This window comes from Pseudomonas sp. So3.2b (genome assembly GCF_019464415.1).
Taxonomy (GTDB): Bacteria; Pseudomonadota; Gammaproteobacteria; order Pseudomonadales; family Pseudomonadaceae; genus Aquipseudomonas; species Aquipseudomonas shahriarae.
In genome coordinates this window covers 4,405,888-4,425,677 of sequence record NZ_CP080494.1, presented here as the reverse complement: position 1 = coordinate 4,425,677, position 19,790 = coordinate 4,405,888, and the positions used below count along the sequence as shown (strand labels likewise).

Here is a 19,790-nt window from a genome sequence, read left to right as displayed (position 1 = left end):
CGGCTGAATGGATTTTTGTAACGTCGATAGCAGGTATCTTGTGGAAATGATTGTATACAACTCTATGGACATCCAATCTTTCTATTGCATACAGTGAGCGCACAACAAAAACAGAGATCCCCTCACCATGACTATCCCGAAGGCGTCACCGCAACGGCCAGAAGATGAGAATCTTGGCGTCGCTGCCAACATGGCTTACGGCCTGCAGCATGTACTGACCATGTATGGCGGCATCGTGGCCGTGCCGTTGATCGTCGGCCAGGCAGCCGGGTTATCCCCCGCCGACATTGGCCTGTTGATCGCCGCGTCGCTGTTTGCCGGTGGCCTGGCTACGCTGTTGCAAACCCTGGGCCTGCCGTTTTTTGGCTGTCAGTTGCCCTTGGTGCAAGGGGTGTCGTTTGCCGGTGTGGCGATCATGGTGGCGATTGTCGGCAGCGACGGCGCGGGCGGTGTGCCGGCGATCCTGGGCGCGGTGATGGCCGCGTCGCTGATCGGGTTGCTGATCACCCCTATATTCTCGCGAATTACCAAGTTCTTCCCGCCGTTGGTGACCGGAATCGTGATTACCACCATCGGCCTGACGCTGATGCCGGTCGCCGCGCGTTGGGCCATGGGCGGTAACAGCCGCGCCGCTGACTTTGGCAGCATGCCGAACATCGGCCTGGCGGCCATCACCCTGGTGCTGGTGCTGGTGTTGAGCAAGGTGGGCAGCGCCACCATCTCGCGCCTGTCGATCCTGCTGGCGATGGTGTTTGGCACATTGATCGCGGTGTTCCTCGGCATGGCGGACTTCTCCACCGTGACCCAGGGCCCGATGATCGGCTTCCCCACGCCGTTCCACTTCGGCATGCCGACCTTCCATGTAGCCGCGATCCTGTCCATGTGCATCGTGGTCATGGTGACCCTGGTGGAAACCTCGGCGGATATTCTGGCGGTGGGCGAGATCATCGACACCAAGGTTGACTCCAAACGCCTGGGCAACGGCCTGCGTGCCGACATGCTGTCGAGCATGTTTGCGCCGATCTTCGGTTCGTTCACCCAAAGCGCCTTCGCGCAGAACGTCGGCCTGGTGGCGGTGACCGGGGTCAAGAGCCGCTATGTGGTGGCCACGGGTGGTCTGTTCCTGGTGATCCTTGGCCTGCTGCCCTTTATGGGCCGAGTGATTGCGGCAGTGCCCACTTCGGTGCTGGGCGGCGCCGGGATCGTATTGTTCGGCACCGTGGCGGCCAGTGGGATCCGCACGCTGTCCAAGGTCGATTACCGTAACAACATGAACCTGATCATTGTTGCTACCTCCATCGGTTTCGGCATGATCCCCATCGCTGCGCCGAGCTTCTACGATCAGTTCCCCAGTTGGTTCGCGACCATCTTCCACTCGGGGATCAGCTCCTCGGCGATCATGGCGATCCTGTTGAACCTGGCGTTCAACCACTTCACAGCCGGCAACTCGGACCAGCAATCGGTGTTCGTCGCCGGCACCGAGCGCAGCCTGTGCTTCCAGGATGTGGCGGCACTGCGGGACGGGGATTATTTCAGCAAGGGCAAATTGTTTGATGCCGAGGGCAAGGAGATCCCGGTGGTGGATGCATCACCGCAGAAAGCGACGGTGGCGGGGCGGGCTGAAACCAGCGAGGTGTAACGCCACAAAAAGCTGAATGTGGCGAGCTTGTGTGGGAGCGGGCTTGCCCGCGATAGCGGTGGGTCAGTTGATCACTATTTGACTGACACTCCGCCATCGCGGGCAAGCCCGCTCCCACATTGGATTTGTGGTGTTTAGAAGACCGTTGGCGAGCACACCTCATCCAAAAACTTCACCACTGTGCCCATGCACGGCTGACGCTCCTCCACATGGGGCATATGGCTGGAGTCTTCAAACAGCGCTCCGCGCACATCGCCGATTTCATCGAGGAACGCTTTGAATTCCAGGGAAGCGGCCTGGTCGTGGCGCCCGGAAATCACCAGGGTCGGCACCTTGATCTGCGACAACCGGCCAATGTCGAGGGGGCCATGCAAGGCGTTGTACACCGTAGGGTCGGCCGCCATCTGCGCGAAGGTGCGTGCCACTTCTTCGGGCCACGGGTTGATCCGGCACAGGGGCTGGTCATCGAAGCCGGCCGCCAGGTTGGCAGCGATAAAGGCGCACAGGCCCCGGGGTTGGCGAATCGCGTGTTCACTGCCGAGTCTGCCGCCCCAGGCGTGCCCGAGAATCGCGTAATGGTTGTGGATGTGCAGATGGTCGAGCAGGTTGTCCAGCTCTTCGAGAAACAGCTCAAGCGTCCAGAAATCTGCAGGCTGGTGGGGCAGGTGGGTGGAGTGGCCATTGCCCAGTTGGTCATAGTGAATCACCGCATGCCCACTGGCTGCCACGTCCTTGAAGGCGTCCAGATAGTCATGGGTACCGCCGGGGCCGCCGTGGAGGATGATCAGTGGGGCCTTGCCGCTGTCGAGGTTGCCGGTCACGCGATACCACGTCTGGTAACCGCGAAAGGCTGCATAGCCTTGGCGGGTCTGTTCGATGAATTCCATTTCCGGCCCTGCCATCAAAAATTGGTCGGGTACACGATAGTTTGAACAAAACGTTTAAGTAACTGGCAAAACGGCTAGGTTTTCGTGGCGAGTCGGCAAGGCCCTGGCGGGTGTTCATCGACAGGCCCGCTAACAGTGCTGTCAGTCGGACAGCAGTTTGCTCAGGGCGCCTATATCCATCGCTTCATTGATCGTCACACGGGCCGAAAAGGTAAAGCGCTCCTTGTAGAGCGATTCATATTCCATATCGGCAAACACCTCATTCTCTTGCAGGAAAAGACTGAGTTGAAACAGGCAATAGCCCCCAAATTGTGTGCTCTTGGTCGGCGATAGGATGGCTATCTCATTGCCGGGCCTGACAGCCGCACCCTCGGTGGGCCAGCCTTTGGAGAAGCACTCGGGTTTTAGCCGGGCTTTTTTCAACACGGCTGGCCAACGACTGTCACCCAGACCGTCGAATTGTTCGCCACCCACCCGGATTTTGAATGAGGTGATGATGCCTGGCCCGATACCTTCGTTGGAAAGATACAGGCCTGCTTTTTCTGCGGTCAGGTGGGGGGTGACCATCAGATACGGCCTGACAGACAGCCGGTTGTGCTCACGCATCAGGTCCAACTGCCAGAAGGAAATCGACGCGGCGGCAATGGAAATCACCACGGCCGCCAGCGAGAGGACTGTGCCGGAGGAGAACCGGGGCTTTTTCGGTGTCAGGGTAGCGGTGGGGCGACGGGGTTTGAAAAGGGGATGGTCATGCTTCTTTTTCACGGGGCGACGTCCTGTCGGGAGGGTTGCAAGATAAATCTCGGGCAAGAAAACCTGCATGTCTGCAGGCTGCTGCTGGCGTGGGGCTCACGACCTGAACTCGAATATACAGACAGGGCATTGATGCCCCACCGGAGGATGAGGTCACAAGCGTTTTTATACCGGCCGGGCCACGGCCGGATCCTTCCCTGGATCTGGCGACAAACGGCTGTTTAGAAGCTGTAGCGGGCGGTCAGTTTCACATTACGGGGGTCGCCGTAGATGTCGTACGGGGTATAGCCGCCATTGGCTACGCTGCTGTAGTAGGTGCGGTCAAACAGGTTGTTGAGGTTGAGTTGCAGGTCCAGTTGCTCACTGGCCTTGTACCCTGCCACCAGGCCGACCACCGTGTACGAGCCCTGCTGGTTTTTCCAGGCAGTGGCGCCGGTGCCGCCCGAGGTGCGGATGCGGCTCTGCTGGTAGACATCACCGCCAACGCGCCAGCGCTGCAGCTCACCGGGCAGGCTGTAGATTGTCGACAGCTTGAACAGTTGGCGCGGTTTAGCGCGGTCGAAGTCCTCGCCCTCGCGGGCGGCGTTGGCGTCGTTGACGTATTTCGTCTGGGTGTAGGTGTAACCGGCGGACAATTGCAAGTCGTCGGTCAGGGCGCCCTGGATTTCCAGGTCAATGCCCTTGCTGCGCACCAGGCCGGCAGCCTCAGAGCATTCACTGGCGGGGCCCGAACCGCAGCCTTTGAAATCGGGCAGGTCCTGGGCGCGATTCTTCTGATCGACCTGGAAAACCGCCATGCTGGCGTTCAGCGCGCCATCAAAATATTCGCCCTTGATGCCCACTTCGTAGTTCTCGCCCACTATCGGTGCGATCACTTTTCGGTCGAGGCCTTTGTTGCTCTGGGGCTTGAAGATATCGGTGTAGCTGACATAGACCGAGTGATTGGCGTCCAGATCGTAGACCAGGCCGGCGTAGCGGGTCAGATTACGCGTAACCTTGTAATTGCCTTCACTGTTGGCGCTGTCTTCGAACGCGTACCAGTCCAGGCGGCTGCCGAGAATCAGCGACAGTGGCTCGGTCAAACGCAGGCGGGTGCTGGCATAGAAACTGTCTTGAGTGGTGGTCTCTGGCAGGCCGTTGTCGCCCCTGACGTAATCGGGTTTGGCGTGACCCCGAGGGTCCCACTCGAAGGGATTGCTGCCCGTGTCGATGAACGCGCTCCAGGCCTTACCGGAACGATAATCCAGCTCGCGCCGACTGAGGCCGACCGTCAGGTCATGCTCTTGCCCGAGCACCTGGAAGGGGCCGCTGAGTGCCAGGTCGTAGCCGGTCTCCTTCTGCTCCATGGCTTCTGTCCATAGATAGTGGCGATCGTAATCCCACACCGAAGAGGCCAGCACGTCGGTGTCGGTCTTGGACTGCATGGCTGCCAGGCGCAGCTTCCAGTCGTTGGCCAAGCCTTGCTCCAGGGTCGCGAAATAGCCAGTGGTGCGATTGTCCGAGTATTCCCAGTCATGCCCCAGGAAGGTGTCGCGTGGCAGCCCCAGATGACCGCCGCCACGTGCCATGGGCAATCCGCCCCAAATGTAGTTGGTGTGGTTCTTCTGCCGGTAAGCCCCGAGTGTCAGGGTGGAGTCATCGCTCAGGTCGGCGTCGACCACGCCGTAGAACAGATCGGCATCACTCTCCACCGAGTCTCGGAAGCTTTTGGCGTCTTGCCGCGAGACCACAGTGCGGGCGCGCAGTGTGCCGTTTTCATTGAGTGGGCCGCCGACATCCAGGGTGCCGGAGTAATCATCCCAACTGCCGGCACTGCCGGTGAGCGTGGCCTGGAATTTATGGGTCGGGCGCTTGCGCACCAGGTTGATGGCGCCAGCAGGGTTGCCCGCGCCCTGGGCCAGTCCGCTGGCGCCACGAACGATCTCGACCCGGTCATACATGGCCAGGTTGGCTTCTCCGCTGGGCAGGTAGGTCAGGAAGCTGGTGGGAAAACCGTCGTACATGATGTTGTCGATGTCGAAGCCGCGCGCACTGAACGTCGGCCGGCCAGCCCCGCCGGAGTTATTGAGAAAAATCCCCGGCGCACTTTTGGCGACATCGCTGATGCTGGTCATGGCCTTGTCGTCCATGCGCTTGCGCGTGACCACGCTGACCGACTGCGGTGTTTCGCGCAAGGTCAAGGGCAGCTTGGTGGCAGTCTGCATGGCCCCGGTGGTGTAGGAACCGGTGTTCTCGGTCATTTCGCCCAGTTCCTGACCGACGATTGCCGTTGCCCCCAATTGCAGGGGGCCGCTCGATTCAGGGGCTTTCTCCAGCATCACGCTATTCCCACCGGTAGCCCGCCAGGTCAAGCCGCTGCCTTGCAGCAGTTCAGCCAATGCGGCCTCCGGTTCTTTGGAACCGACGACCCCAGGGCTGTGCTTGCCCAATACCAACGTGCCATCGAATATCACCTGTAAACCGCTTTGAGCGGCCAGGCGGTTCAGTGCGCCTGCCAGGGGTTGCGGTGCGATATCGAATGAGTGGGGGTCGGCAACCGCCAGGCCGGATATCAGCATGCACAGCATTGTCAGTGGGGTTACGGACAAAGATTTGACTCGCAAACCTTTAGGTAACGGATGGTGCATCGGAGCTCTCCCTAATACGAATCATTATCGCTATAGGGAGGGAAGACGGGTGACACGCCCATAACCGTAAAAATAGTTAAGTTTTGGGTGAAACCACCAGCAGGTAGTTCGTGTAGCGCTCGATTCTGAGTGGGAAGACCTTCTCCAACGTGGCCAAGCCCTCGTCCAAATGATCGAGTTGAAAGGTGCCGCTGACCTTGAGCGCGCCCAGGCGCGGGTCTCGTATTATGAAAATCCCCGGCCGATAGCGTTCGACCTGCTCCAACACCTGCGCCAGTGGTGTCAACTCAAATACCAAGCGACCCTGCTCCCACGCCAGACTCTTGTCGACATCCACGCGCTGCTTGGCGCCCAGGCCGTCGGCACGTCCGGCAACGGTCTCGCCAACGCCCAGCGTCACCGTGTCAGGTCCGTCGGTGACGGCCACACGGCCGCGGCGCACCGTGACATCAACGTGTTCGCCCTCACGGCGCACTGCGTAGATCGTACCCAGGGCCGTTGCGTTGAAGGCACCAGCCTGCACACTGAAGGGGCGCTGCGGGTCCGGCGTTACATTGAACAGGGCCTCGCCCTTGCGCAGGGTAATGCGCCGCCCATTGCCCGTGAGATTCACATCGACAGCGCTGTTGGCATTCAGGGTGATGTGCGAGCCATCAGCAAGGACGACCTGTCGACGCTCACCGGTGCCAGTGTAATAGTCCGCATCCAATGCCATGCGTTGCATCCACGCCACACCAAGACCGAGCACCAACGACGCCGCGATGCCCATCGCCCACATTCGCCGCAAAGATGGTCGTACTGCAGCAGGAGGCTCGGCCAGATACGCACTTAAACACCACACCCGCCGCGCCTCGACAAAAGCCCGCTGATGCTCCGGTGCCTGCTCGCACCACGCCCGTGCCTCTGCCCGATCAGAGGGCAGCGCCGAACCCGAGGTGAGGCGAATCACCCATGCATGGGCAGTGCGCTGAACCTCGGTAACGGACGGGGTGGTGTCGGGTTGATCGTGCATACCGGCTATCGTTGTAGGCATTGGCTGAGAAAGCCGAGCGCAATGGCTAATTGTTTTTCAACCGTACTGGTCGAGACTTGCAGTTGCAAAGCCACTTCTTTGTGGGGCAGGTTTTGCAGCCGACACAACGTAAATATTTGCTGGCACTGGGCAGGTAAACGGTGCAGGGCGTGGGCCATTGCCGCGAGATCTTGTTGTGCAACCACGACATCGAACAGCGCCGGGCTTTCACCTGTCACTTCGTAAAGATAGCCCATGCCTTCGTCGAGGTGCTCTCGGGTTTGCCTGCTGCGTGCATGATCAATGGCCAAGTTTCGAGCAATTTTAAAGATAAAACCGCGAAGATTGAGCACCGGCTTGCGCGGCGGCTGACGGAGCAGGCGGAGGTAGGTTTCCTGAGTCAGATCGGCCGCAGCCTCAGGATTTCGCAACTGGCGATGAAGAAACGAACGCAACTCGCTGGCATGGGCCCGGAAGGCCAGCTCAAGCTCGTCGGTGGTCATGCTCGACATTGGCAGGGGTCACGCAGCGGAAAGTCATGCACTTTAATGATAATGTTTCGTATTAACAATGTTTTTTTGGGGCTGCCATTTGAGTGGCCGGCTACTGAGAGTGGTGGCTTGGGAATGCAGGTGAGGCAGATGATCGGGCTGCGTTGGCGATCAGTTCGTAAGCGCCGCCAGATACCTCATGCGTTAAGGTATAAAACGACGACTGAATCGTGCGGCTCTTAATTTTAGTCCCACTCCTATTTGTTTCTTTTTTTACCCTGATAAGATTTTTCCTGAGATGGCCTTCGCAAGTTTTCAGCATGATCATGAATGCCGCCGCGTTCAACGAGCTCAGTGCGTTACGTTTAATTACGTTGGCGTCCGATGCTGCGTGCGCACATCGGCTTGCTTCTAGGGGGGCAGTGCTTTGGAGTCCCGTACCTGGCTGGCATGGACGGCAGGAGGGTGGCCAGTCATTCGTGATTGAATGCGCGGTGCCAGGACAGTAGTGTAAATACTTTATTGTGGGGGGCGTCGGCTGGGAAAGTCTCTGTATGTTTTCGATGGTTTAGCGGCGGCTTGATCATGTTAAAGATTTTTGTGAGCATTTTAATTAGAGGCCATCACGGCTCTCGTGTTTTGTTTGGTGTCTTTGTCAAAGAGGAAATATCTTCAGAGTTACGACCACTATCGGTACCACGCATCCAATCAGGTACTGCTTTCTTGAGTTGGATTGGATTCTTTAACTACGAATTAAAGCTTTAGGTCACCACCTTCTTGTGGTGGGTCTTTGGAGATTGGATTTTGTTGGTTTGGAAAGCCAGTGGAGGGGTTAGAGATTGCGCGCTCCTTCCACGTTATTGGCCAAGCTTGAAACATGAATGATAGTAGAATCGACGAGGGTGTCCTGGCGCAGCGACAGGTCTTTTCTTGCAAGTAGCCGGTGATGGCTACAAGGGTTGCAGGGGCGAGCCTATACTTCTTCAGTAAGCGCTGAACGCTTATGATCGTCGGTTTCGTAAAGAGCTTCTTCCATGGCTGGATCACTCAGGAATAACCAGTTCTGTGACGGATGAATAAATGCATGGTCTCAATTTTATGCCGCCGCCGGCCTTGGGCTAGAAAGTCTCGATCAGCCCCAATAGGTCTGCCTAGGGCGTAACTATATCCATCTCGGCGAGGAAACATTTGCGCCGTGTTTACTTGAGTTTATCGGCGTACTCACAATCAGAAAAGCTTATCTGGTTCATGGCTGACTCGGATCAGTTAGTTGTGCGTATTTCGGCATGTCCTCGAACTTGATCGGGGATTTTACAGGGGGGGTGTCACACTATTAGTTGAGGGAGGAAGGGGTGGGTGAGTGTTTGCACTAGAATGAAATTTCGCTGTAAAAAAGGTGAATTTTCTACATTTCTTTTTCTTAGTTGTTAGGTAATATTTTTGAACTTGCTCGGTTTATCTCGCAAGTGCAGATTCATTTTGATTTTCCAAGTGTTTAAGCACTAATAACTATCCAGGAGCTAAAAAGCATGCGTATTAATTCTTCTGTACAGACTCTTGTGGCGGCGTCTTTGCTGATGTCCAGCATTGGTGTTATGGCCGCCCCGGTTCTGTCGAACGGTGGGACCGTACATTTTAAAGGTGAAATTGTTAATGCTGCCTGCTCGGTCAGTGCCGACTCAGCGGACCAGACAGTAACATTGGGGCAGTACCGATCTGCGAAGTTCAAAGCGGTAGGCGACAAAACTGGATTGGTTCCTTTCACTATCAAGTTGCAGGATTGTGACAGTACAGTTTCTTCCAAGGCTTCTGTGGCCTTCACTGGTACCGTTGATGCTGCTGACCCTAGCGTGCTTGCTGTCAGCAATATCGGTGGCGGTTCGTCCGGTGCAGCCGGCGGTGTGGGTATTGAAATATCCGATAGTCAGGGGGCAGTGTTAGTGCCCAATAGCGGGATGTTCTCTGCGTCTCACCAGCTGAAAGATGGCGACAACGTGTTGGCACTCAATGCGCGTTATAAGTCAACGCTTGCGGCAGTGACGCCGGGTGCGGCAGACGCAGACGCAACCTTTACCATGCAATACGAGTAATGCTTCTGTAGCACACGGATACTAAGGACGACAGTGCTGCCAGGGAAGGTGGCAGGGCTAATCGCATCTGGGGGTTGTTTTTGAGTGCTAAACACCGCTATGCGCGGCTCTGTTCTGTCGTTCTTTGACTGCTGTTGCTAGCAACAAATACAACGTACTGATCAATGGTGGGGTTGTTCATATCTGTGGTGCAATTACGGCGCAAGCCTGCGGTGTTTCGGCTGAGCGCGTTGTGCAAATTTCAGTATAGAGAGTGGTAAAAACTCTGCTGCCAGCGTCGGGCTGGCTAATTTTTGTAATGCCGGAAACGGCGTTGTGCCTAACGCTGCATCCGAGTCACTGGTTCTTCTGCGTGAGGGTGCGATGTTGTTTCGTTTTTCTGCTCGTGAGATGAACGGCGGTAACGCGAATACCTGTACCTGGTTTGCTGTTTCGTACCAATGATCGCTACCGGGCAGGCGTTGTACTTGTTAATTTAAAGGGGTTTTTGTGTTGATAAAGTACGCTTTACGCTTTCGCAATGTAACAGCTGGCTTAATTGTTATATTCAGCTCCTTTTACACCTTAACGGCACAGGCTGGTGGTGTTGCGCTGGGCGCAACGCGAGTTGTTTATCCGGCCGGCGCCAAACAAGTATCGCTGGCGGTGAACAACAGCGACAAAAAAAATCGTTTCCTGATTCAATCGTGGGTTGATGACGTTGCTGAGAAGAAGTCATCTGACTTTGTGGTGACGCCACCATTGTTTGTCAGTAAACCCAAAAGTGAGAATACCTTGCGCATCATGTATGTCGGCGCTGATTTGCCGAAAGACCGCGAAAGTGTATTTTGGCTAAACAGCAAGGCCATTCCTGCTGTTGAGCGTGACGATTTACAGGATAAGAACGTACTGCAGATTGCTATCTTGTCGCGGGTCAAGTTGTTTGTGCGGCCTGCCAATTTGCCTTCAACTGCTGCTGACGCACCTGGGCAATTGAAGTTCTCGCGTCAGGGCGAAGTGCTGAAAATTGAGAACCCATCGCCCTATTATGTTTCGCTCGTCAGTCTGGCGATCGGTACGCGTAACTTGCCAAATACTATGGTTCCGCCGATGAGCAACAGTAGTGTGTCGATTCCAGACAGTGCTTCAGGAGCTGTCAGTTACCAAACAGTAAATGATTACGGCGCCATCACGCCTGTCACAACGGTGCCATTGAAGTAATAAGTTTGAATTACATTGCCGCTCAATATTCTCACATGCTCAAGTAAATGATTTTCCATCGCTGCATGGAAACGTTTGAAAAGCGTCATGTTGCGCCGTGCTTTCAGGTGCTGGTAGGGGCTTATGCTAACGATTAATCTTAATAAATCTAAGTCTGCTGGCAGTGTTTTTTTTACGGTCAGCTTTTGCATGGCTTGCATTGTCAGTACCGCCACGAAGGCAGAGGAGTTCTTTAACCCGGCCTTTCTGTCTGGTGACCCAAATGCGGTCGCCGACCTTTCGCGTTTCGAAAAAGGTGAAGGGCAGGCTCCGGGCAACTACCGCGTTGAAATCTATTTGAATGATGAATATATGTCCACCCAGAACCTTTCGTTTGGAGCGCGCCATCGTGCATCAGAAGGCGAAGCGCAGTTGGATGACTCCGGGTTGAGTGCCTGCATTACCCGTGAGCATTTGGAGCGTGTGGGTGTGAAAGTTGAATCATTGACCTTGCTGCAAGGCGCTCTGCCGGATAAGTGCATCGATCTGGCGGCAGCCATACCCCAGGCTGGGGCGCGGTTCGACTTTGAAGGTCAGCGTCTGTACATCAGCATCCCACAGGCTGCTCTGAAAAGTAATGCACGGGGCTACGTTTCACCCGATGAGTGGGATCATGGCATTAACGCATTGTTGCTGAACTACAACTTTACCGGCAGCAACACCCGTAACAGTATGGGTGGGGGCAGCGCCAACTACGGTTTTCTGGGGCTGGATAGCGGTGTTAACTTGGGTGCCTGGCGTTTCCGTAACACGTCCAGCTTGATCTACAGCAACGGCTATGGACGCGGCACTAACGAATGGCAGAGCATCAGTACCTATGCGCAACGCACGATTGCACCCCTGAAGTCAGAACTGACGTTAGGTGATAGCTCTACCCCGAGTGATGTTTTCAACAGCTTGGGGTTTCGCGGCGCGCAATTGGCTTCAGATGACAACATGCTGGCGGACAGTTTGCGCGGGTTTGCACCTACCGTGAGAGGGATTGCCAACAGTAATGCCAAAATCACCATCAAACAAAATGGCTATGTCATTTATCAAACCTACGTCGCGCCAGGACCTTTTGAAATTAGTGATCTTTACCCTACCTCCAGCAGCGGGGACTTGAAAGTTACGGTGACCGAAGCTGATAGCTCGGAAAATACTTTCACTGTGGCCTACTCGGGAGTGCCAGTGCTGCAACGTGAAGGGCGGGTAAAGTATGCGCTGACGGTGGGGCAGTATCGCAGTAACACGATAGAACAGGGTAAACCAGGTTTTGGCCAAGGTACTGTTATCTGGGGCGGCCCGCATGGCATCACGCTTTATGGTGGCTCGCAACTCGCCAACAATTACACTGCCTTCGCCGTTGGGTCGGGGGTTAACCTGGGGACATGGGGTGCAGTGTCGGCAGATTTGACCCAGGCGAATAGCGTGCTCGCCGATGACAGCCGGCATCAGGGGCAATCGTTGCGCTTCTTGTATGCCAAGTCGTTAAACCAGTTGGGCACAAACTTTCAATTGCTGGGCTATCGCTTTTCAACCCAAGGTTTTTATACGCTGGATGATACCAGTTACCGCCAAATGAGCGGGTACAAGGTGAATGCTCAAGATGGGCCGGTGGAGATAAAACCGACCTACCAGGATTACTTCAACCTCAATTACACCCGCAAAGGCCATACGCAAGTGAGCGTCACCCAGCAATTGGGGAATAAAGGCTCGGTATTCCTGAGCGGCAGCCGTCAGTCCTACTGGAACAGCGACAAAACCGATGATCTATGGCAGTTGGGATATAGCGGCTTTTGGCGCGATATCAATTACAACGTGACGTATAGCTACAATAAAAGCGCGAGCATGGGCGGTTCGGATAACCAGTTATCGTTGAACTTGTCTTTTCCGTTGGGTGACTGGCTGTCCAAGGGCGGCAAGAGCACCGACATTACCAGCTCCCGAAACACGATGTACGGCACTTATTCGGCTAATACCGATACACACGGTCAGATGACCCAGCGTGCAGGTGTAAGTGGTACTGCAACGGCGGATAACAACCTGAATTACAGCGTACAACAAGGTTACGGTGACCAGGGGGGCGCAAGCGGAAGTGCGAATCTGCGCTATCAGGGCGGCTATGGCAACGGCTCTGCCGGTTACAGCTACAACCGAAACTACCAGCAAGTCACCGTTGGGCTGAGCGGCGGTTTAGTGGGCCACGCCAACGGCGTGACCTTCAGCCAGCCATTGGGGGATACCAACGTGTTGATCAAGGCGCCAGGCGCCACTGGAGTCAAGATTGAAAACGCGACCGGCGTCAGGACCGACTGGCGCGGCTACGCGGTGATGCCTTATGCAACCACCTATCACACCAATCGAATCGCACTGGACACCACCTCGCTCAAAGACAATGCCGATCTGGACGAACCCGTCATGAACGTAGTGCCTACCCGCGGTGCACTGGTAAGGGCCGAGTTCATCACGCGCGTCGGTGTAAGAGCACTGGTGACTCTGGTGCAAACCAACGGCCAACCTGTGCCGTTCGGTTCTACCGTTGAACGGCAGGACGGCAAAGGCGGCAGCATCGTCGGTGAAAACGGTCAGGTTTATCTGGCGGGCTTGCCGCTCACGGGAGACTTGTCTGTGAGCTGGGGGCCGGGAACACGTCAGGCGTGTCACGCCCGCTATCAGTTACCCAAAAGCAGCGAAGGCAACGTCGTCAGTTACGCCAAAGTAGAGTGCCAGTGATGGTGGGGAGTAGGGTGGTAATCATGTTAAGCAGAGCGATTGGACTGTTGCTAATACTCAGTAGCGTCCCGGCAATGGCCGATTGTACTGGCTGCAATCAAGCAATCAATTTGACGCTGACTGAAACATTGGACAGCCATGCCAATGAGCCAGGGCAAACGAAGATCTCGTCAAACTTTACTGTGAACTCTTTTCAAATGGGCATGGGGGAGGGGCTAAAGAGCATCTCTTTCACAAGATTTAATAATTCTATGCCGCCTTACAACACCGCCCCTGATAACTGGGTTTATCAGCCGGTGGATGATTATCTTGCCGTTGCTGTTCGATTTCGCGGGGTTTGCGGATATTCTTACGCTCCCTTCAATCGGCCAGTTCTTGACACGAGTACCTGTCGGCCTGGTAAGACAGGCGATAAATTCGTAGATACGACTTGGGAAAGCTCAATAAAAATTACGCAAAAGATGGTAGGAGGGGTTTACCGGAAGAATTTGTTATTAGGTACTTGGGGAGCATGTGAGGGGGTATGCAGTGTTCAAAATGTTATTTTTGCAAAAGTGTATTTGAACTATAGCATTACCGTCCCTGAAAATTGCGTGCTCGATACGAATGACCTCGTGACGGTGGATTTTCCCAACAGCATCTCCACTGGAGCGTTCAAAACGGCCGGTGCCAAGGCAGAGGGGGTTAGTCCCGAGGTTCGATCCATTGCCCTGCAGTGCAGCAATATCAAGCAGCAGGCCAGCCTGACGATGCGTGTTCAAGCTGATGACGTCAGTGGCGATGCCATTGTCTCGACTAATCCGGACGTCGGCTTCGTGGTCACCGACAAGAGCGAAAAGCACCTGAGACCGAACTCGTTCAACAGCTTGATTCCATTTAAGCTGGACAACAACGGTAGCGCTAACGTCACCATCAAAGTCTTTCCGGTCAGTGTTACCGGGAAACCACCTGCGGAGGGGCCTGTTACCTCGCGGGCGTATCTTCGGGTTGACTATCAATAACAGGAGGCTGCTATGCGAACATTAAATCGGCAGCTGGGCTTGGGGCTTCTATTGTTGTCCGGCTTTTCGAGCGTGACACAAGCAGAGTTGGCCAGGATTAACTTACTTATAACCGCAAAGTTAGTGGCCGCGAGCTGTGAGGTGAGTGTCGGTTCAGACAATCAGTATGTGTATATGGGCACTTGGGCTGTGCGGCAATCCACCAGTACATTGCCAACAATGCCTGCGGCACGCTTTGTGATTAACCTGGAAAATTGCAACGGTCTGAAGAAGGGCATCTCAGTCACCTTTAGTGGCGCCGCAAACCCGACTGACCCGAGGCTGCTGGCTCTCAGCGGGAACGGCTCGGCGAAAAATGTCGCGATTGCCCTTTTGGATCAGAACCGCACCCTCCTGCCACTCGGGCAAACCATCTTAGCGGCGGCTGCGCCTGTAAACGGGAGCCGCACTGCCGCGCTGGTATTCTTCAGTCAGTATCGCGCAACCGGCGCGGTGACGCCGGGGAAGGGAGATGCCGACGCAACCTTTAAGTTGACTTATGAGTAGTCGCGGGCGCGTACTGGGGGTGTTGCCTGCGTCGCACTTCTTTTCACGTTTGACGGAGTATGGAGTGCTGGAAGACCTGCTGTTTCAGCCGTTTCATGAACGTGCGGCTCCTGTAGGATCAGGGGTATTGCTTCAATCTTTCACTCAACATTCTTCCCGAGCAACTAGGCCACGAACAGCATAGTAGGGCCATTACTGTCTACACCCTGGCTATATGACGTGCGCGCCAGATAGGTCGACACGGTCGTTGCGCATCCTGATCGTCGACAACTACGCCACGCACAAATATCCATAAGTGAAGGCCAGGCTTGAGAAGCAGAAACGCTTTCACACGGATCTCCAGTTCGTGGATGAGCATGGTTGAACGCTTCTTTCGCTCGCTATGTCTGGATTTCCAAAGAGGAAGATGTTTTGTGCGAGATGCTGCGGGTTCGTGAGGCAATAGTGTTCCAAACATAAAAAATGTTGTTTTTGAGTTCATTTAATTACTGCAGGTGGGCGTAATTGTGCGCTTTTGCTTTAAGTAAGTTGTAAGTTCTTTGTATGGCTTTATAATTCATATGCATTTAATTTGTGGTGCTAGACATTAAAGACGTGTGAGTTTTACTTTTGCATTTGCTATGGCGCAAACAGCTGAGGCATCTCGGGTGATCACGGTGCTGGAGCAAATCAACGAAAAGATAGGGCCGTGGCACGCTGTATTCAGTCGGTGGGTCGGTGGAAGCTAAGCAGGGTATGCGCCGTGAGAGAATGAGTCGGAGCATCGCAGTGCGATTCATTTTTTCAGAGTGTTCCTATATGAAAATCGCGGCAACGACCAGATAATTATTGCTGAAAAAGACAGGAGCCCTCTTATTCGGAGTATTAAAAACTTCACAATTGCAACTGTTCGATGCCACCAATGACAACGTCATCTCGTTGCAGATTACCAACATGACCATGGGCCGGCTTAGCCTGAGCGTTCTTGAACTGGTCAAGATTAGTGATATTGTTGGCAGCGATGTGACTTCGGATAATTCTTTCCCGGCCTACGAGTAATTTGTTGTTCAGGCTGGAGCCCGCTATCCCTATCTTCGATCAACTTTTAGCGGCAGCATCCGTGTGGTATCGCGCACCTGCCAAACTCCGAATGTCGAGTCGGTACGGATGAGCCACGCCAATGGTATATCCACGAATGATGGGTTCTTATCCGTTTAAATCTTTCATACCTATATCGAATAAAATGTCTTAGGAGTACGGATGTATACAGCCTTGGTGGTAGATGATCACCCGTTTATACGCACGGCCGTGGTGATGCTGTTGTCGCAAGAACGGTTTGAGACGGTAGCCGAAACGAATAATGGTGCAGATGCCGTGCAACTGGCTCGCCAGCATCAACCGGATTTAATCGTGCTGGACATTGGCCTTCCAAAACTCGACGGCCTGGAAGTTATCCGCCGCATCAAAGCGTTGAAATTGCCCAGCAAAATCCTGGTACTCACTTCCCAACTGCCGACGTTTTATGCGTCGCGCTGCCGAAGCATGGGGGCCGACGGTTACATCTGTAAAGTGGATGAGCCGCAAAAGTTCCGTGAAGCACTGACGACCGTCATGTCCGGCTATACGGTATTCCCCAGTCTGGAAACGGATTCGGTTCGTCGCGGTGACCAGGACGCCTCCGACCAGCACCTGATCAGTGCATTGTCAAACCGTGAGTTGGTGGTCCTGCAGCAACTGGCCAGAGGCATGAGCAATCTGCAAATCGGCGAGCTCATGCTGTTGAGCAACAAGAATATCAGCGCCTACAAAAAACGTTTGTTAAGCAAGCTCAAACTAACCTCGCAAGTAGGCTTGGCTGACTTCGCCAAACGAAATGCCCTTATCTGAATGAACGCATCTGTTCGTATGGGCATCCGTTCGGCTGTTTACTGATGGCCTGCCTTTGCTGGAGAACCCAGACCGGCAATAGCCCCCGGCTGCTTTCCTGCAGGGCCGTTCCGAGTTGCGAGGCTACCCAGTGAGTTTGTCTGGCAAAGACGGGCAGTGGCTCAGGGAAAACCCTCAACAGGTGTTAGGGGGGGCCGTCCAGTGCAAGTTGGCTACTGTAGTCTGAGTGGTTGTGTCACCGCCCCCAGAGCGGCTAGAGGTTGAAGGTCGCGGTAAAGCTGAAGCATGCCGCGATGAAACTCTCTAGCGGTCAGCATATCTGGAGTGATGGGGGAGATCGCCATGTCGGCACCTAAAAGGGCCATTTCCAGGATGATGGATCGTGCGCCTTGTGTGTCGACCAGTACGAGGTCGAAATCTGGTTCAAACGTCGAGATGAGGTTTTTGAGTCGAAGGCGTCCGTCGGCGGCGTGGAGTAACAGAGTGCCTAGCTGGTTGAAGGGATCATTTGAATGAATCAGGGAAAGGTTGGGTATGCAGGTTTGGGAGATGATCTGATCGCGTCGGGTCTCATTGTTGGCAATCAGCTCGTAGGCGCCGCCAGGTGCTTCATGCGTTAATGCATAAAACGACGATAGCGAGGGCTGATTATCTAGATCAATGAGCAGGGTGCGAAGACCGGAGTCGGCGCAGAACGCGCCTAGACTGGCTGTGACCGTGCTTTTCCCCGGTCCGCCTTTTGTTGAGAGTACTGCAGCGATTTTCATGGCAATGGTCTCTAAAGTGAAGAATCAGAGACGACGCGTAGATCTTGCTATGCCTGGATCACCAGCTTGGGTGATCCGATTGAGATATGGCTCCACGACCTGGACTCGAACCAGGGACCCAATGATTAACAGTCATTTGCTCTACCAACTGAGCTATCGCGGAATGCGGCGTATCTTACTGATTGAAAAGGATAAGTCAATCATTTTGTATGATTTTTCAACCTGTGCGTGGCAGGGTGTGGAAACGTTTTACTCTTCGCCGAAATGCTATGGATATTGGGCGTTTAAGGAAAAACCATGAATATCAGCTGGTTGGATTTAGCCTTCGGCGCGGTGGTGGTTATCGGCCAGGGGCTGTCGTTTTGGTTCATGTACTGGCTGTTCAAGAAGCTGCGCAAACCCAAGTCGGTAGCTCCTGCCTATGCCCCCGGTACTGGCATTGATGGCAAGGCGATTCCGGTATTGGCCAGTTTTGTCGGGTTGCGCAGGGTGCCTTGGGTGGCGTTGGCCACCAACAGCCTCAACCCGGTATTTCGTCTTGATGGCCAGCAGATGATTTACCGGGTTTTACGTCAGAAGCAACGGCCGTTGTGCGATGTGTCGCGGGTGGATGTGCGCAGTGCTTATGGCACTTTTAATCTGGTGTTTGAGTTCAGCGACTCGCCGTTCACATTGATCGTGAACCTGGGGAGTGCGTCGCGCATGGCTTATGTGCTGTCGTTGCTGCCACCCAGCATGCCGCTATCTGAACGGGCGCAAGCAGCGCGGCTTCCAGGGAATGCTGCCAAATAGAGCTGCCCATACGCCTGCACCAATTGCTCCAACGTAAATGCCAGATTCCGCCCGCTGGGATTGGGCAGTACCCACACGGCAGCATCCCCCAGTGTCTGCGGTTGCAGCCCCCACGCCACCTCGCGCAGCCCCGACAGCGCGCAATAACCCGCCTTGCCCAGGAACGCCACATGGCGCGGTGCATAACGGCGGATCTTGTGTTCAAACCCGTTGGCCGCCGCCTTGAATTCATCCCGCGACAATTGATCGGCCCGCGCCGTTGGCCGTTCCACGACGGTCGTCAGCCCGCAGTGGTACTGCAGCAGCGTCCGGTCATCCTCAGGTAGCACTTGATGCGCAGTGAACCCGGCCAGGTGCAAGGTGCGCCAGAAGCGGTTGCCACGCCCGGCAAAGTGATGGCCCTGCGCGGCCGCCAGCAGGCCCGGATTGATCCCGCAAAAAATCACCGCCAGGCGCTCGGCCAGGATGTCCTCCAGTCCTTCACTCATGTGCGGCACCCTGTGCCAGGTTGTCCAGTAACCACTGGCTGAAGCTGCGCGCCAGTGGGTCGCTTTCGCTGTCGCGGTGGGTCAGCAAGGCCCAGTTGGGGCCGCGAATGGTGGCGTCGACCAAGGGGTGCAGCAGGCCATTTTCGCGTGCGTGCTGGCTCAGTAACTGGCTGACCAGTGCGATCCCCAGGCCACCGCAGGCCGCGTCCAGCAGCAGGCCGGGGTCGGAAAAATTCAGCCCCTGGTCCTGCTGGCCGACATCAATCCCGGCTTCCACCGCCCAATGGCTCCAATCCATTTCCCGCTCGCCATGCAGGGTGGTGCGTTGCTCGCGGGGCAGGGCCAGTACGCTGGGGTGGGCGGCGGGATACAGGCGGTCGGTATGCAGCACTTTGAAGCTGCACTCGGCCTGGGCGCTGATGTCATCGCGCACGGCGAGGTCGATGGTCTGGGTGGCCATGTCGGGTACTTCGTCGGTGCTGAACAGCCACAAATCCACGTCCGGGTGGTGCCGGCGGAAGTCGGCCAGACGCGGCAGCAGCCAGTGGCGAGCAAAGGCTGGGGTGGTGTTGAGCACCAGTTGATTGGCCTTGCGGTACTGCCCCAGCCGGCGCACACCCACGGACAACTGCTGTAACAGGGCCTGGGTGGTGCTGAGGAAATCATGGCCGGCATCGGTCAGGGCGACGCTGCGCCCGTTGCGAAAGAACAGCGGCTGTTCCAGGTACGCTTCCAGGCTACGGATCTGCTGGCTGATGGCCGATTGGGTCAGGTGCAGTTCGTTGGCAGCCTTGTGAAAACTGCCCAGCCGCGCCGCCGCTTCAAAGCCGCGCAGTGCCCCAAGGGGCGGCCAGTGTTTAAGCATGCTGATAAGTTT

General features: G+C 55.4%; 17 protein-coding genes, 1 tRNA gene and 1 pseudogene. 9 read left to right on the top strand and 10 right to left on the bottom strand.

Annotated features, from left to right (window positions below):
- Positions 1-127 precede the first annotated feature (127 nt).
- Complete coding sequence (locus K1X80_RS19750) at positions 128-1,639, top strand: nucleobase:cation symporter-2 family protein (RefSeq protein WP_220172432.1); 1,512 nt, start codon at positions 128-130, stop codon at positions 1,637-1,639.
- A 134-nt stretch (positions 1,640-1,773) separates the two neighbouring features.
- On the opposite strand, the gene K1X80_RS19745 is transcribed toward K1X80_RS19750, so the two are convergent.
- The 6 genes and pseudogenes from K1X80_RS19745 to K1X80_RS28280 all read right to left on the bottom strand — a co-directional run.
- The gene (locus tag K1X80_RS19745) at positions 1,774-2,526 is read right to left on the bottom strand and encodes an alpha/beta fold hydrolase (protein WP_198817678.1); all 753 of its coding nucleotides are present in this window, start codon (positions 2,524-2,526) and stop codon (positions 1,774-1,776) included.
- A gap of 141 nt (positions 2,527-2,667) precedes the next feature.
- Complete coding sequence (locus K1X80_RS19740) at positions 2,668-3,291, bottom strand: hypothetical protein (RefSeq protein ID WP_198817676.1); 624 nt, start codon at positions 3,289-3,291, stop codon at positions 2,668-2,670.
- 209 nt (positions 3,292-3,500) lie between these two features.
- On the bottom strand, positions 3,501-5,837 hold the full coding sequence (locus K1X80_RS19735; RefSeq protein WP_233093273.1) for a TonB-dependent receptor: 2,337 nt from the start codon (positions 5,835-5,837) through the stop codon (positions 3,501-3,503).
- A gap of 145 nt (positions 5,838-5,982) precedes the next feature.
- A complete protein-coding gene (locus tag K1X80_RS19730; RefSeq protein WP_081044291.1) occupies positions 5,983-6,918 on the bottom strand; it encodes a FecR family protein in 936 nt (311 codons plus the stop codon).
- Positions 6,919-6,923: 5 nt separating this feature from the next.
- On the bottom strand, positions 6,924-7,421 hold the full coding sequence (locus K1X80_RS19725) for an RNA polymerase sigma factor (protein WP_225923810.1): 498 nt from the start codon (positions 7,419-7,421) through the stop codon (positions 6,924-6,926).
- 826 nt (positions 7,422-8,247) lie between these two features.
- A pseudogene (locus K1X80_RS28280) lies at positions 8,248-8,659 on the bottom strand (IS5/IS1182 family transposase); the annotation flags it as partial.
- Positions 8,660-8,938: 279 nt separating this feature from the next.
- On the opposite strand from K1X80_RS28280, the gene fimA reads away from it, so the two are divergent.
- From fimA to K1X80_RS19690, 7 genes are all read left to right on the top strand, one after another.
- Positions 8,939-9,499: a type 1 fimbrial major subunit FimA gene (gene fimA / locus K1X80_RS19720; protein ID WP_057960263.1), complete on the top strand. Its 561-nt coding sequence runs from the start codon at positions 8,939-8,941 to the stop codon at positions 9,497-9,499.
- A gap of 489 nt (positions 9,500-9,988) precedes the next feature.
- Positions 9,989-10,699 (top strand): fimbria/pilus periplasmic chaperone, encoded by a 711-nt coding sequence (locus K1X80_RS19715; RefSeq protein WP_225923809.1) that lies wholly within the window; start codon positions 9,989-9,991, stop codon positions 10,697-10,699.
- A gap of 123 nt (positions 10,700-10,822) precedes the next feature.
- Positions 10,823-13,453: a fimbrial biogenesis usher protein gene (locus tag K1X80_RS19710; protein ID WP_057960262.1), complete on the top strand. Its 2,631-nt coding sequence runs from the start codon at positions 10,823-10,825 to the stop codon at positions 13,451-13,453.
- Positions 13,454-13,563: 110 nt separating this feature from the next.
- On the top strand, positions 13,564-14,454 hold the full coding sequence (locus K1X80_RS19705; RefSeq protein WP_164844808.1) for a fimbrial protein: 891 nt from the start codon (positions 13,564-13,566) through the stop codon (positions 14,452-14,454).
- Positions 14,455-14,466: 12 nt separating this feature from the next.
- Entirely contained in the window at positions 14,467-15,000 is a 534-nt protein-coding gene (locus tag K1X80_RS19700; RefSeq protein WP_220172431.1) for a fimbrial protein, read from the top strand.
- Between the two features lie 879 nt (positions 15,001-15,879).
- Positions 15,880-16,038, top strand: a complete 159-nt coding sequence (locus K1X80_RS19695; RefSeq protein WP_162947751.1) for a hypothetical protein — start codon at positions 15,880-15,882, stop codon at positions 16,036-16,038.
- A 201-nt stretch (positions 16,039-16,239) separates the two neighbouring features.
- Entirely contained in the window at positions 16,240-16,866 is a 627-nt protein-coding gene (locus tag K1X80_RS19690) for a response regulator transcription factor (RefSeq protein WP_057960259.1), read from the top strand.
- Positions 16,867-17,078: 212 nt separating this feature from the next.
- On the opposite strand, the gene K1X80_RS19685 is transcribed toward K1X80_RS19690, so the two are convergent.
- Both K1X80_RS19685 and K1X80_RS19680 read right to left on the bottom strand, forming a co-directional pair.
- Complete coding sequence (locus tag K1X80_RS19685; RefSeq protein ID WP_220172430.1) at positions 17,079-17,633, bottom strand: ParA family protein; 555 nt, start codon at positions 17,631-17,633, stop codon at positions 17,079-17,081.
- Between the two features lie 87 nt (positions 17,634-17,720).
- Positions 17,721-17,796, bottom strand: a tRNA-Asn gene (locus tag K1X80_RS19680).
- Between the two features lie 134 nt (positions 17,797-17,930).
- On the opposite strand from K1X80_RS19680, the gene K1X80_RS19675 reads away from it, so the two are divergent.
- Positions 17,931-18,425, top strand: a complete 495-nt coding sequence (locus K1X80_RS19675) for a hypothetical protein (protein WP_169960227.1) — start codon at positions 17,931-17,933, stop codon at positions 18,423-18,425.
- On the opposite strand, the gene mug is transcribed toward K1X80_RS19675, so the two are convergent.
- Positions 18,341-18,913 carry a G/U mismatch-specific DNA glycosylase gene (mug, locus tag K1X80_RS19670; protein WP_169989660.1) on the bottom strand — a complete coding sequence of 191 codons (573 nt, stop codon included), beginning with the start codon at positions 18,911-18,913 and terminating at the stop codon, positions 18,341-18,343. The genes K1X80_RS19675 and mug overlap by 85 nt on opposite strands.
- A complete protein-coding gene (locus tag K1X80_RS19665; RefSeq protein ID WP_057438570.1) occupies positions 18,906-19,778 on the bottom strand; it encodes a LysR substrate-binding domain-containing protein in 873 nt (290 codons plus the stop codon). The genes mug and K1X80_RS19665 overlap by 8 nt, the downstream gene beginning before the upstream one ends.
- Positions 19,779-19,790: the final 12 nt, after the last annotated feature.